The organism is Pseudomaricurvus alkylphenolicus, assembly GCF_011683955.1.
In the GTDB taxonomy this organism is placed as follows: domain Bacteria; phylum Pseudomonadota; class Gammaproteobacteria; order Pseudomonadales; family Cellvibrionaceae; genus Pseudomaricurvus; species Pseudomaricurvus alkylphenolicus.
Map to the genome: position 1 here is coordinate 599,917 of NZ_JAAQPI010000004.1, position 13,559 is coordinate 613,475.

Annotated in this window: 17 protein-coding genes; 11 read left to right on the forward strand and 6 right to left on the reverse strand. The window is 52.7% G+C overall.

Going from position 1 to position 13,559, the window contains the following annotated elements; all coding sequences use genetic code 11:
• Window positions 1–135 precede the first annotated feature (135 nt).
• Both HBA55_RS14225 and HBA55_RS14230 read left to right on the forward strand, forming a co-directional pair.
• Window positions 136–2,424 (forward strand): TonB-dependent receptor, encoded by a 2,289-nt coding sequence (locus HBA55_RS14225; RefSeq protein ID WP_166992349.1) that lies wholly within the window; start codon window positions 136–138, stop codon window positions 2,422–2,424.
• Window positions 2,425–2,459: 35 nt separating this feature from the next.
• Window positions 2,460–3,830, forward strand: a complete 1,371-nt coding sequence (locus HBA55_RS14230) for a Na+/H+ antiporter NhaC family protein (RefSeq protein ID WP_166992352.1) — start codon at window positions 2,460–2,462, stop codon at window positions 3,828–3,830.
• Between the two features lie 62 nt (window positions 3,831–3,892).
• Here HBA55_RS14230 and HBA55_RS14235 read toward each other — a convergent pair whose 3' ends face one another.
• Complete coding sequence (locus HBA55_RS14235; protein ID WP_166992355.1) at window positions 3,893–4,729, reverse strand: AraC family transcriptional regulator; 837 nt, start codon at window positions 4,727–4,729, stop codon at window positions 3,893–3,895.
• Between the two features lie 188 nt (window positions 4,730–4,917).
• Between HBA55_RS14235 and HBA55_RS14240 the strand changes: the two genes are divergently transcribed.
• Genes HBA55_RS14240 through HBA55_RS14265 form a run of 6 tightly spaced genes read left to right on the forward strand, consistent with a single transcriptional unit; the run spans window position 4,918 to window position 8,209 of the window.
• Entirely contained in the window at window positions 4,918–5,394 is a 477-nt protein-coding gene (locus HBA55_RS14240; protein WP_166992358.1) for a YHS domain-containing (seleno)protein, read from the forward strand.
• Entirely contained in the window at window positions 5,381–5,701 is a 321-nt protein-coding gene (locus tag HBA55_RS14245) for a thioredoxin family protein (protein ID WP_166992361.1), read from the forward strand. The genes HBA55_RS14240 and HBA55_RS14245 overlap by 14 nt, the downstream gene beginning before the upstream one ends.
• Before the next feature lies 1 nt (window position 5,702).
• Complete coding sequence (locus HBA55_RS14250; protein WP_166992364.1) at window positions 5,703–5,987, forward strand: BufA1 family periplasmic bufferin-type metallophore; 285 nt, start codon at window positions 5,703–5,705, stop codon at window positions 5,985–5,987.
• A gap of 20 nt (window positions 5,988–6,007) precedes the next feature.
• Window positions 6,008–6,937: an MbnB/TglH/ChrH family RiPP precursor modification enzyme gene (locus tag HBA55_RS14255; RefSeq protein ID WP_240946063.1), complete on the forward strand. Its 930-nt coding sequence runs from the start codon at window positions 6,008–6,010 to the stop codon at window positions 6,935–6,937.
• Entirely contained in the window at window positions 6,930–7,736 is an 807-nt protein-coding gene (locus HBA55_RS14260) for an HvfC/BufC N-terminal domain-containing protein (RefSeq protein ID WP_166992367.1), read from the forward strand. The genes HBA55_RS14255 and HBA55_RS14260 overlap by 8 nt, the downstream gene beginning before the upstream one ends.
• Before the next feature lie 14 nt (window positions 7,737–7,750).
• Window positions 7,751–8,209, forward strand: coding sequence for a DoxX family protein (locus tag HBA55_RS14265; RefSeq protein WP_166992370.1), 459 nt, complete (start codon window positions 7,751–7,753; stop codon window positions 8,207–8,209).
• Window positions 8,210–8,383: 174 nt separating this feature from the next.
• Here the strand turns inward: HBA55_RS14265 and HBA55_RS14270 are convergent, their stop codons facing one another.
• From HBA55_RS14270 to HBA55_RS14280, 3 genes are read right to left on the reverse strand one after another with little or no spacing between them, the layout of a single operon-like run.
• A complete protein-coding gene (locus HBA55_RS14270; protein WP_166992373.1) occupies window positions 8,384–8,584 on the reverse strand; it encodes a 2-hydroxymuconate tautomerase family protein in 201 nt (66 codons plus the stop codon).
• 30 nt (window positions 8,585–8,614) lie between these two features.
• Window positions 8,615–8,965: a nuclear transport factor 2 family protein gene (locus HBA55_RS14275; protein ID WP_166992374.1), complete on the reverse strand. Its 351-nt coding sequence runs from the start codon at window positions 8,963–8,965 to the stop codon at window positions 8,615–8,617.
• 11 nt (window positions 8,966–8,976) lie between these two features.
• Window positions 8,977–9,621, reverse strand: a complete 645-nt coding sequence (locus HBA55_RS14280; RefSeq protein ID WP_166992376.1) for a glutathione S-transferase family protein — start codon at window positions 9,619–9,621, stop codon at window positions 8,977–8,979.
• A gap of 140 nt (window positions 9,622–9,761) precedes the next feature.
• Here HBA55_RS14280 and HBA55_RS14285 point away from each other — a divergent pair, with 140 nt between their 5' ends.
• Entirely contained in the window at window positions 9,762–10,643 is an 882-nt protein-coding gene (locus HBA55_RS14285; protein WP_166992378.1) for a LysR family transcriptional regulator, read from the forward strand.
• 9 nt (window positions 10,644–10,652) lie between these two features.
• Here the strand turns inward: HBA55_RS14285 and HBA55_RS14290 are convergent, their stop codons facing one another.
• On the reverse strand, window positions 10,653–11,219 hold the full coding sequence (locus tag HBA55_RS14290; protein ID WP_166992380.1) for a cytochrome P460 family protein: 567 nt from the start codon (window positions 11,217–11,219) through the stop codon (window positions 10,653–10,655).
• 78 nt (window positions 11,220–11,297) lie between these two features.
• Window positions 11,298–11,825 (reverse strand): carboxymuconolactone decarboxylase family protein, encoded by a 528-nt coding sequence (locus HBA55_RS14295; RefSeq protein ID WP_166992382.1) that lies wholly within the window; start codon window positions 11,823–11,825, stop codon window positions 11,298–11,300.
• A gap of 163 nt (window positions 11,826–11,988) precedes the next feature.
• On the opposite strand from HBA55_RS14295, the gene HBA55_RS14300 reads away from it, so the two are divergent.
• Both HBA55_RS14300 and HBA55_RS14305 read left to right on the forward strand, forming a co-directional pair.
• Window positions 11,989–12,804, forward strand: coding sequence for a cupin domain-containing protein (locus HBA55_RS14300; protein WP_166992384.1), 816 nt, complete (start codon window positions 11,989–11,991; stop codon window positions 12,802–12,804).
• A gap of 127 nt (window positions 12,805–12,931) precedes the next feature.
• Window positions 12,932–13,483 (forward strand): DNA-3-methyladenine glycosylase I, encoded by a 552-nt coding sequence (locus HBA55_RS14305; RefSeq protein ID WP_166992386.1) that lies wholly within the window; start codon window positions 12,932–12,934, stop codon window positions 13,481–13,483.
• The last annotated feature ends 76 nt before the right edge of the window (window positions 13,484–13,559 follow it).

The following is a 13,559-nucleotide window of genomic DNA, read 5'->3' on the forward strand; positions in this document are numbered from 1 at the left end:
TTTCATCCAATTCATTGAATTCCGTCATATACCAATACCCCCTGGACGTTATGGATTGGATTCGCGAGGCATGATTATATGAAGCCATAATAATTTAATGATGCCAGGTAGTAACAAAATCTTTGGAGAGCATGAATGGTTATAAAAAATAAATTCAAACTGGCCGCTGCAATATCCTGTGTTCTGGCAAACTCCGCGGTTTACGCCGACGGCTCACTGATCGAAGAGGTGATTGTCACAGCACAAAAACGAGCTCAGAGCGCTCAGGACGTACCTATCGCCATAACCTCCATCAGCGGCGAGGATATGAAAGAACTCGGCTTCGAATCCGCCGCCGATGTTCAGTATCAAACCCCGGGACTGGTGGTGTCTTACTCCTCCACCAATGCGATTCCCAACTTTGCCTTGCGTGGCATCGGCCTCAACGACTTTACCGCCATTCAGAGTTCGCCCGTGGCCATTCACGTGGACGAGGTCTACTACGGCAACTCCACCCTGTTGAACTTTGCGCTGTTTGATGTTGAGCGCGTTGAAGTATTGAAAGGTCCACAGGGCACTCTGTATGGTCGTAACTCCACTGGCGGTGCGGTGAACTTCTTTTCCAACAAGCCTACCGACGAGTTCGAGGCGGGTGTGGACTTCGGCATTGCCCGTTACGAAGCGGTATCTGTGGAAGGCTACGTCAGTGGTCCGTTAAGCGACAATGTTTCAGGCCGCTTATCTGTAAGCACGGTCAATCAAAATGGCGGCCCTTTCGAGCATCCCACGCTGGGTGAAGTGGGCGAAAAAGAAAAGTACGCTGTTCGCGGCCAGCTGCTGTGGGATGTCTCTGACCAAATGACGGCTCACCTCACTGTGTTTGGTGGTAAAGACGAATCCGATGGTAATCAGTACCAAGGGTTTCCGACGTTTACCAATGACGGCTCACTCTCCATTTGCCCCTCAATCGCCGCCGGTGTTCTCAGGCCCAATGCCGAATGTTCCTATGACGGTTCCGGCGCGGCGCAGATTGATGACGATGACCCCTACACACTGCAAAACGGCGTAATCAACCGCGATGAAATTGAAGCCTTTGGCAGTACACTGTCGCTGTCGTACGATCTGGGGGATATTTCAATAACATCGATCACCGGCTACAACACTGCGGATCGAAAGTCCCAGGAAGATGCTGACGGCTCTCTGCAGCGCAATATCGATGTGGGCTATGAAACCGATTTTGAGCAGTTTACCGAAGAGTTGCGTTTCGCTTACAGCGACGACGAATTCTGGACGACGACTCTGGGTTTCTTCTACTCGATTGACACACTGGATACGCCGCGCACCGAGACGGATCTGGGCGACTTGTTTGGCGGATTCCGGCAGAACCACGCTTACGAATTGGAAACTGAATCTTTCGCTGTTTTCTGGCACAACGAATTTCAAGTCAGAGATGACCTGACACTGATTGCCGGTATTCGTTACACCGACGAAGAGCGCTCTTTTAAAGGCGGAACCATCACCGTTGATGCGGGCGTTGGCCCCAACGCCGATGGTGATTTTATTGCCTCGCCCGGCCCTCTGCCTGGAAACTACTCCGATCCGTCAGTCTTTGATTCCGCCTACTACAGCGATGAAATCAGTTTTCAGAAAGTTTCCTGGCGCCTGGGTTTTAACTACGACCTGAACGCCACTACCATGCTGTACGCGAGTATCGCCAACGGCTTTAAGAGCGGCGGTTTTGTCGGCGACATTACCGTAACGGATATTCTGCAGGAGCCCTACGACGAAGAAACGCTGACTTCCTATGAGATCGGCATCAAATCAGATCTGTTGGACGGTTCACTGCGTTGGAATGCTTCCGCTTTTTACTATGACTATGAAGACCTGATCCTGGCGTTGACCATTACCGACAACCCGGCTCTTGATCTGTTGCTGATAAACGACAATGGCTCAGACGCTGAGGTCTATGGGTTCGAGTCCGACATGTGGTGGGCTCCCAACGAAAATCTGGACATCAAGTTCGGTTTCACCTACCTGAACACTGAACAAACCGCTTTGGAAACCAGCCCCTTCCAGGTAGCTGAAGATCTGGATGGCAGCAGCTTACCCTACGCGCCGGAGCTCAGTGCCAATGGTCTGATCCGCTATGAAAACACCTTAATGGACAGCCTGGTGGGCACCTTCCAGCTGGATTTTACCACCCGCAGCCATCACTACGGTGAGGCTCAGAACAGCGATATTGCCCGGCTCAGCGGTTATACCCTGTTTAATGCCCGGGTGGGTGTCAAGCCCGATGATGGCAACTGGTCTGCAGCGGTTTGGGTAAAAAACCTGACGGACAAGCAATACTACCAATACGTCAACGACCTCCAGGGGCTGGGCACCGTGCTTAGAACACCCGGTACTCCCCGCACCTTCGGTTTGGATATATCCTACACTTTCTAGGCCTTGCTCTACAGAGCTAACACGAGATTTCTTCTATGGTAGATCCCGGCCTCTTGAGCATATTGCCAACCCTGATCGTGGTGATTACCGCAGTACTGATGAAACGCGCACTGGAAGCGCTGGTATTGGGCGCCATGGTGGGCTTCGCCATGTTGTCGGGGCAGACTTTTATGTCAGACTTTCTCGACGGCGTGCTCAAAGTGATGGGGGATGCTACGGTTCGATGGATCGTGCTTACGGTAGCTTTGTTTGGAAGCATTGTGGCATTACTGGTGCGATCCGGTGGCGCCACGGCCTTTGCCAAAGCCTTATCCAATCGTATTCGTTCCGGCCCGCAGGCCCTGGTCGTGACCTGGCTAATGGGGTTAGCGATTTTCATCGATGATTACCTGAACGCCCTGGCTGTGGGTAACGCCATGCGTCGAGTCACCGACAAATTTAAAGTCTCCAGAGAAATGCTGGCGTATGTGGTGGATACCACGGCGGCCCCGGTATGCATTCTGTTACCGTTTTCCACTTGGGCGATCTACGTTGCCGGATTGCTGGAGTCCAACCAAATCGCAGAGACAGGGCAGGGGCTCAGCGCCTACCTGAATGTCATCCCCTATATGCTCTATGCCTGGGTTGCTGTGATCATGCCGCCGCTGGTGGCGACGGGTGTCATTCCTTTATTGGGCAGTATGCGCAAGGCAGAACGTCTCGCCCAACAAAGTGTGGATGTCTCCGTAGATCAGGTCTCTACGAACAAGGTTGAGCCCGATCAACAACAAAAGGAGGCTCTTGAACAAAAGGGGACCTTCGCCCATTTTCTGATACCCATGGTGGCTTTGGTGTTTTTTACCTGGCTGTTCGATGTGGACATTCTGAAAGGTGCCTTTACCACCTTGCTGCTGACGATCGTATTTTACAAGGCGCAGGGGCTGATGGAATTGTCAGCCATTATTGAAACTTGCCTGGAGGGCATGAAAGATATGTTCGAAGTCATTGCCATCCTGATCATGGCGTTTGTCCTAAAAGACGTTAATGATCAACTGCAACTGACTGAATACATGATCGGTATCGTCGGCTCTTTGGTAAATCCGGCGCTGTTACCCATGCTGGCGTTTCTGGTGCTCTCAACCATCGCCTTTGCCACCGGCAGTTTTTGGGGCTTGTATGCGATAGCGCTGCCAATAGTGATTCCCATTGCTCAGGCCACGGACATTAACATCTATCTGATGGTGGGGGCGGTGATTTCCGCGGGTGCCTTTGGCAGCCATACCTGCTTTTACAGTGATTCGACCCTGTTGTCCGCCCAGGGCAGTGGTTGTACGCCGATGCAGCATGCGCTAACGCAGTTGCCCTACGCTGTGCTGGCGGCTCTGGTGACAGCGGGAGGGTATCTGGTGTTGGCAGTCATTATCTAGGGCGGCGTTTGCAGAGTACTTGGGAATACTTCAGAGAGGAGTAATCGGTGGCCCGTTACCGCTCAGGAACGACGACTTCCAAAACGTTGTTTCAACCATTGTTTGGGAGTGACGCCAAAGCGTTTTTTGAATACCCGGGCCAATGAAGAGGCGTCTTCGTAACCGACTTCATTAGCGACCAATGCTACGGGTTTATCCGTTGTCAGTAAGTTCTGCGCCTTGCTAAGGCGCAGGTCGGTTAAATATTCCATAGGCGCCTGTCCCACAGAGTCCTTAAACAGGGCGGCAAATTTTGAGCGTGACATGGCCACCGATTCCGCCATGGTGTCTACCGTCCAGGTTTTCTCCGGGTTAGCCGTCAACGCTTTCATCAGCTTCGACAACTGCGGATGAGAGCTGGCGGCAAATGTGCCCATCTCAACGATGCCATTGCGAATCACGTAACGCAGTATCTGCATCACAAACACATCACACAGGCGATCAATCATAATCTGGCGGCCGTGTTCGGCGCCAAAAGCTTCTTCAAATATCCAGCGGGCCACGTCGCTGATCATTTCATCCTGGTCGATATCGATACAGAGAAACTTCGGCAGGTTATCGACCAGCACCGTTTTTTGGCGGGGTTGGAATTGGATATTGGCGCAAACCAGCTCGGCTTCGTTGAACTCCTTGATCTGAATGCGATGATGGCTGCCGCTGGGCATAAATATGACCGAGGCCTTCTCCAGCTTCAGTTCGTGGTCCTGGTCAGTAATCAGCGTCATGGAGCCGGACTTCAGAAAGTGCAGCAAACCGGAGTTTTCGTGTTCTTCGAACGCCTGCAGCCCACACAGGCTGCCGCTGAAGAACACCTCGGCGTTAAAGTCCAGATCCTGTAACAAAGCGCTTAACGCATCCATGGCGGTTCCTCTCTGAGCTGACCAACCCCTAATTCCGGCATTGCTGGACGATCTGCAGTTTTTTGTGGACGCCCTGCCGCCTTTGCGGGGTCAACTCCCCCTATTCTAGTCACCGTTGGCAGGACAAACAAACACCTCATGTCCTCCACCCTTAAACACTGATGAGTAACTTGGAAAAGGACAAAAGCATGAACCTCAAACAGACCCTGAAACTGGCTGGTGCCGCAGGCGCCCTGATCTTTAGCAGCCTGGGCTTTGCCTCTGCTGTGAATATCGGTACCAACGATCTGGCCATCCACGGCTACGACCCCGTGGCCTACTTTACCAAGAGCAAAGCGGTGGAAGGCTCGGCAAAGTACACCGCCACTCACGACGGCGCGATTTATCGCTTTTCCAGCAAGAAGAATCGCGATCTGTTTAAGTCAGACGCTGACCGCTACGCCCCGCAGTTTGGTGGCTATTGCGCCATGGGTGTGGCCCTGAACAAAAAGCTGGATGTGGATCCCCAGGCGTTCTATATCGAGGACAACAAGCTGTACCTCAATTTGAACAAGGCGGTTCAGAAAAAGTGGCTGACTGATGTGGATGGTCATGTGAAATCCGCTGATCGCATCTGGTCTGGTATCGAACACCTGTCAGTGGCTGCCGCCAATGAAGAGGACTGATACAGAGACGACTTCACCGCCACTGACGCTGCTGTGGTTCAGCGCTCAGTGGTGCGGGCCCTGCCAACAGATGGCACCCGTCGCGGAACGGGTGGCGGAGATGTATCGGGACCAGGTGCACCTGGTGAAGATCGACGTCGACAAGCACCCACACATGGCCGCCGAATTTAACATCCGCGGTGTGCCGACACTGGTACTGACCGGTGAGAAACAGGTGATTGACCGGCAGGTCGGGGCGGCACATCTTCCCGCCCTGACTCAATGGCTGGACCAACACCTGACTGCAAACACAAACGAAGGAAGTTGATATGAACCAGAAACAACGCATAGCCAGTGCGGCTCTGATGGTTGCACTCGGCACCATCGCGACGCTGCCGGCTCACGCCGCCGGCAAAGAAAAATGTTATGGCGTCGCCAAGGCGGGTCAAAACGATTGCGGAAACCTGGCGGGTACACATTCCTGTGCAGGGCAATCCACCGTCGACAACGACCCGGGCGAATGGAAACTGGTGGTCAAAGGCACTTGCGAGAGCATCGGTGGCATGCTTAAAGCAGAGGCCAAGCGTCGCTACGCCGAACAGAAAAAATCCTAAATCTCAACGGGAGAAGTTGAATGTCTCGCTCAATGGCAACCACAGATCATAACCCTAGGGAGGCCCTGGGCTGGGTCGGTGTGGGACTCCGCCACCCACACTATCGCGACGCGTTGAGCGAGACATCTGACGTCAATATCGATACCCGGATTGACTTTGTCGAGGTTCACGCGGAGAACTTCTTTGCCGCCGGCGGTATGAGCGCTGCCATATTGCAAGAGGTCTCGGAACGCTACGCGCTTAGCCTGCACTCTACTTCATTGGGCTTGGGTTCCGCTGCAGGTGTCAACGACGCCTATCTCAGCAAGCTCAACGCATTGATTGAGAGAACCAATCCGGTGTTAATCTCAGATCACGCCTGCTTTACCTGGAGCCACTTTGACGGTCATTCCGTACATGCCGGTGACCTCCTGCCGCTGGAATACACCCGCCAAAATCTGCAACTTATGGTGGACAACGTGGATCGAGCCCAGCAGTGCTTGGGGCGACGGATTTTGGTGGAAAACGTATCGGCCTATCTGGAGTTTGAGCGTACCAGCCTGAGCGAAACCGAGTTTCTGGTGGAGCTGGCGGAGCGTAGCCAATGTGGTCTGTTGGTGGATCTCAATAATCTCCTGGTAAACGCCCACAATTTTTCTGCCGTCGATCCGCTCAATGCCGCAAAACAATGGTTGGAGAAAATACCATCTTGCTTGATCGGTGAATTTCACCTCGCGGGCTATGCGCCTGTGCAAGCGCCTGATCTGATTATCGACGATCACAGCCGGGCAGTGTCAGAAGCCTGCTGGCAACTTTACGAGTACGCCATTTGGCGCAATGGCCCGATGGCGACACTTATTGAGTGGGACAACGACCTGCCCAGTTGGAACGAGCTGGTGGCGGAGGCGGCAAAAGCGCGTCGAATCATCGATGCCAAGCAAAACTCACTGGAGGTAACCACCCATGTTTGATGACCAAACGGTGTCTGTTGAGCATCACATGTCACGTGAAAAACAAACACTGGCCTACCGGCAACAAGAGCTGGTAGCCATGATCTACGGCCTGCAAAAAGCCCACCCCAAATACAGTGAGGGGTTCGCCAGGGGCCTAAGAGTCTATCAAAACAACTTGCTGGCAACGGCGGCCAGGGCGCTGAGCGTGACCTATCCTGTGGTCGACCAACTGCTGGGTGATGAGGCGATGCGTGTGCTGACGCGAGGATTATTGAGAGAATCCCCTCCTTCTACTGGCGATTGGGCGGACTGGGGCTCTGATCTCGGCGAATTGATTTTGACAACACCACTGGCACAGGAACACCCCTTTCTGTTTGATGTTGCTACCCTGGAATGGCAGTTGCACGAAGCCTCCAGGTCGCTGGATCAAGCATTGGAGGTGGGCAGCCTGTCGCTATTGGCGGATTCCCCCATAGAAAAACTGCACATTCAACTGGCATCCAGTATTCACGTCATGGCCAGTGACTACCCCGTGGATATTATCTGGCGGGCTCACCAGGACAATGACCTGAACACACATAATCTTGCGGATGAACTGCAAGCACACCAGGGCAGATGTTATCTGATCATCCATCAGCAAGATGATCGTCCCCGCCTGCAACGGATGACCGCCGCAGAATATCTGTGGCTGGCCGACATTCGCGAGGGGCTAAGTCTTGGCGAACTGCTGGACGTACACTCGGATTTTGACTTTCCCCAATGGCTGTCCACGGCGCTGGAAAACCAGTGGATTGAACGGCTGACTGAAACCCATTAATGGAGGATACACCCATGACTCAACTGGCTCATCAATTCTTTGATTATTATCGACTGGCCTCACGCGGCCTGGACAAACTTCACTCGATAGCCGTATTGGCCATTCGCCTCTATATCGCCAAGGTGTTCTTCTATGCGGGACTAACCAAACTGCAGGATTGGGATACCACACTGTTTCTGTTTGAAGAGGAGTACCAGGTTCCTTTTCTGCCGTTTGAACTGGCCGCTTATTTGGGTACTTTTGGCGAGATTGTCTTTCCGGTGTTATTGGTAGCAGGGCTGTTATCCCGCTTCGCCGCGCTGGCGTTGTCAGTAGTAAACGTTGTAGCGGTTATCAGTCTCGCGGAAATTGCTCCAGCGGCCATGTATCTTCACGTGCTCTGGGGAGTACTTTTGGCACAGGTTGTGGTGTATGGGGGAGGGTTGCTTTCGCTGGATCACTGGCTGAACAAACTCTGGTTTTCAAAATCGTAGCTTGTAGCTTGGTGTCTCTTTTCCTGGACTGACGTAGGGTGGATTAGGCGAAGCCGTAATCCACCAATGTTCAGAAATTTGCCACAACCAAGGTGGATTCTAACAGTAGGCGCTCTAGACGACGGCTTCGCCTAATCCCTACGCTCGGAAAAATTTCAGGGTGGCAATGTAGATCTAACCAGGATTGCGAAGCTCCGTAACCGTCTTACCGGATACACCCCAATTATCCGTAGGCACAACGTCGATCACAACATGAGTGGTGGCGGGGTTCTTATCGAGAATTTCCACTAACATCTGAGTTGTGTTCTCAATCAGCCGCTGCTTTTGCTCCCGAGTCACTTCTTCGTCGGTAATTTTAATATTTACGTAAGGCATGGTTCTGTTGTCTCCATTTAGCAATGTGTTTCAAGGCTTTAACGCGTACATCTTGTTAACGATTTTCCAACCGGATTCTTCTCGCAAAAATCCCAGATAATCCAAAAAATGACCAGAGGGCAGTGAGCACTCCACTTTCGCCATGGCCTGGTCCCCCTCGATATCGAGAGCTATCACTCCTTCCTGGCGTGAATGTCCGATATCTTTTGGTTTAGATCGGGTGGCCACATCCTGCAACCAAGCCGTCATGGTTCTTCTCACACCGGGAGTCTTGAGAACACATTCGGCACTGAATAAAACGTTGAGCATCTCCGTATCACCGCGATAGAGTCCTTCGAGATACTGCTCAATCATTTGGGTGATGTAAGTTCTATCATCCATTCCGCCAATCCTTACGCCGCGGCCTTATAGTCGGCTTCCCATTGCAAGGCTTTCTGGAAACTGTCACGGGCAATCACACGTTTGATCATGGCGCTGGTGTTTGGGCCAATTTGTATATTGACCTGAAACGCCTCACCCCAACGGGAATAAACCGCCAGCATAAAGTCCGCTGGTGACGGGTGATCACCACCCAGGTATGGCTGGTTGTCGAGCTTGGTTTCCACCACCGCCCACAACTTGTTAATGGCGTTGGCCGCTTGCATAAACACCTGTCGTCTGGCTTCCGGCTCCGATAACTGATGCTCCGCAAAAAAGAGCCGACCATAGGCCGGGTGCATGGTGGCGTTGGCGAAGGCCATATTTTCAATCGCCCTCTGTCGCGCAATCCCATTGGCCGGGAGCAGGTCGTTTTCGTGTTTACTCAGAATATGCAACAGAATGGCAACACCTTCACGCAGGGAGGTTGGGTCGTTACCCGCCAACTGCTGATCGACTGGCTCTTTTTCTACCAATACGGGTACGGTTCCAACCGGGTTGAGAGTGGTGAAATCCTCGACGTCCTGCTTGTTAATCAAGGTAATGGGCAAATCCAGCTCGTGAAGTATGGCGTGGGTCGCTAAGGAACAGGCATCGGGCAGAAAATACAGGGTGTACATGGGCTAACCTCGCAGTGGGGCTTAGGGTGGGTGATTCCGCGGATGACGTTAGTCTCGCGCAAATCCAGTGTTTAAGTAATGGCAATAATGTTGATACACTGTGAACAATTTGGAAAAAATAAAAGAGGCAGGCAGCAACGATGGACAAACTGCGAGCCATGAAACTGTTTGTCAGATTGGCAGATGCCGGCAGCTTCACCGCGGTTGCCGATGAATTCAATGTCACTACTTCCATGGTCAGCAAAGAAATTCGGCGCCTGGAGGACGACCTCGGTACCCGTTTGATGCACCGCTCCACCCGAGGCCAACAACTCACATCCATTGGTGAGGGTTACCTGCAACGCTGCCGGGAGATCCTCAGTCAATTGGATGGCGCCGATGCCTATGTTCAGCACATGCAATCCAATCCCAGTGGCAAACTGCGCATCAATGCCCCTATGGCGCTGGGGATCATTGAGCTGTCGAAAATGTTCTCCAGTTATATGCGGGCTTATCCAGACATCGAACTGGACATCCAACTGGGGGACGAAAGCCTTGATCTGGTGGAGCACGGCTTCGATCTGGGCTTCAGAGCCTCAAGCCAGCCCTTTGACTCCAGTTATATCGGCAAAGAACTCACGAAATTTCAGTATCAGGTGTGCGCTTCCCCGGAATATCTGGCGTCAAATCCTAAGATTCGCACAGTGGAGGATCTGAATAAGCACAATTGTTTCGTGTACAGCTATTTTCGCGGAGGCAGTCATTGGCCGTTGGGTAAAGGGATTGATGTATCGGGCACCCTCAAGGTCAACAATACCCTATTCATGCGCCAGACTATTGAAGACGGGCTTGGTATCGGGTTTCTGCCCAGCTTTATCGCGCGACAAGGGCTTAAGACAGGGACGCTCCAGGAAATTCTGCCCAAAGCTGAGCGTCCCTCGCTAACCCTTTACGCGCTGTACCCCAACCGCAAATTCGTGCAACCCAAACTGGTTCACTGCATTGAGTTCCTGCAAGACTGGTTTGAGCGGCACTACGATTAATCCAAATCGTTACTCGGTTAAGGTCGGATAACCATCTATAAATACCCAATCGGTATCTTGGGCCGGCAAATGACAGCCTTTACAGGTAGTCTCAAAGCCGCCGGAAACATCGGTCATCATTCCAGCACTGGTCATGCTCTTGCTTTCAAACAGTGCCCAGCCCCAGCGTTCGGCCCAATCCGCGTTGCCCTTGAACCTTCCTTGTGTATCGCGAACCATCACAAACCAGATATTGGTTTCACCCGCCCACTGAGCCAGTCCGGTTGTTTGAGCACCCTCTTTGACTTTTCGAACCTCCTTGATAATCACAGCGCCATCCAGAAACTGCTTGGTCTTACGATAGTGTTCTGCCGCCAGAGGCTGCATATACACATCATGAAATCCGTGGCCGGGGGACTTGGGGTCCGCCACCAACCAGGAGCCCAAATGAGTCCAGGAGGCGCGATAATTCCGGGGCAGCGTAATATTGCCCGCCTTATCCACAAATTGAGAGTAGGTTGCTTTTTTCAAGGCTTTGGCGTCGGCGAAGGAACAAGCCGTACCTAAGGCCAATAACAAAGTAATTAAGAATCTCATGGGAGGCTCCAATTATCAGCGGCCGGGCTCCAGTGATGGAGCCCGGTGCAATAAGGTTAAAAACACCTAAAAGAGGTGTTAGAGATTGGGATCAACCGGAGGAAAATCGATATCCGTGTCCGCCAGGTGATTGGTGTAATTGGTCAAAAGGTTCAAAGTGACAACCGCAGTAATTTCAACCAACAGCTCGTCATCAAACCCGGCGGATTTTGCCAGTTTGATTTCCTCATCCGCCAGAGCACCGCGCCGTTCAACGATCGATCGAGCCAACAGTGCCAGCGGATCATTGCTGTACTTCTTGCGCGCTTCCATCATTTGCTCTGAAGACAGGCCCGCACCTTTGCCCACCAGCGTGTGGGCCGATAAGCAATAGTGGCACTCATTGGTCTGCGCCACGGCAAGCGCGATTATTTCCCGTTGGGCGGCATTCAAGCGACCGCCAGTAAGTGCTTCACCAAACCCCAGAAATGCCTGCAGGACGGCGGGGGATTGAGCAAAGGTGGCGTATAGATTGGGTACCATTCCGATCTTGGCCTTGACCCCTTCCAGGGTGGCGCGGGTTTGAGGGTCGGTGGTTTGCAGGTTTACCGGAGAAATACGGGGCATTTTGTGCTCCTATCATTCGTAGACTTTCAGGGTTTGTAAGCATTGAGGCTAATAAGGCCCCGGCATCGCTGCTGCGATCTGCTCAGGGCGTGGAAGAATATTGACAGAACGGTAGAGACTTTTGGTATCCTAATGTCTAAATATTTATACCAGGAGTCTCGTTGTGGCTGATCGATTGGTGGATATCCTTAAACGCTTTCAATTGCAGGCCAGGGTGTTTCAATCCGGCAGCGTGTGTGAGACCGCAGACTTTGTAGACCCGCAGGGCATGGGCTACCTGCACATCCTGCAGCGCGGTCAAATTGAGGTGACGTCTGAATCCCACGACCCCTTGACCCTCAATGCCCCCGCGATGTTCTTTTACATGCATTCCACCGAGCACCAGATTCTGCCCCGCAGCGACGACGTCAATATGGTTTGTGCCTCCTTCCAACTGGGTGCCGGCGTGATCAATCCATTGGTGTTGTCGCTGCCCTCCGTAGTGACCATGGACTTGCAGGAACATAACGACCTGGAAGACTTGCTGAACCTTTTGTTTGCAGAGGCATTCGACAACCATTGTGGTCGCCAGGCCATTCTTGACCGATTGATGGAGGTGGTGTGGATTCGAGCCTTGCGCGCACTGATGGACCAAGGGCAGCTCTCGACAGGCCTTCTCGCAGGCCTTGCGGACGACAAGCTGGCCAAGGCCATCAATGCCATTCACAAAAATCCGGAGCGACCCTGGAGTCTGGAGGAATTGGCGTCCATGGCAACCATGTCGAGAGCGAGATTTGCCGCCCGATTTCACGAGGTGGTGGGGGTAACCCCTGGCGCTTATCTGAGTCATTGGCGACTGAGTATCGCCCAGACGCTGCTAAAAGAAGGCAAGCCCACTCCGATTATTGCCGATACCGTGGGATATGGCAGTGCCAGTGCTTTTGCCCGCGCGTTTAAAGCGCAGTTCGGCATGAGCCCGACTCAGTGGTTGCAGCAGTAATACTACCTTTCATTCATACCTTTTTGGGCTGGGCAGCGTCACCGGAGCGGAGTATGCTTGTCCTGGCAACGAGCCAAGGCTTGACAAAGATCGTAGGAAAATCGATAGATTGAGGGAGAACAAGGTAATGGAAAATATCGCCACTGGGGCGGATGGCAAACCTCGCTGTCGTTGGTGTATCGCCACAGACGAGTATATTGACTACCACGACACAGAGTGGGGTTTCCCCGTCTCGGACGATCAACGTCTGTTTGAAAAAATCTGCCTCGAAGGTTTTCAGTCCGGCCTGAGCTGGCGCACAATTTTGGCCAAGCGAGAGAACTTCCGCAAAGCTTTTCACCAATTTGATTTTCACAAGGTGGCGAAGTTCAAACAGAAGGACGTGGAACGAATGCTCAAGGACGAAGGCATTGTCCGCCACCGGGGCAAGATCGAGGCGGTGATCAACAACGCTCAACGGGCGCTGGAAATGGTGGCGCAGGAGGGCTCGCTGGCGGCCTATTTTTGGAGTTACGAGCCTGAAACGGTAGCTGAGCCGCAAACGGCGTCAACGTCAGTTGAATCCAAGGTGATGTCTAAAGATCTTAAAAAGCGCGGCTGGAAATTTGTCGGCCCGACCACCTGCTACAGAGCCGGCCCCGGAAATATGGACAGCTCCATAAGTGGAATCTTCGCCTGATTTAGGGCACGGTAGTGCCCATGAACAGGAGATTTACCATGGCTAGACGACCACGTCGTAACCACTCACCCGAATT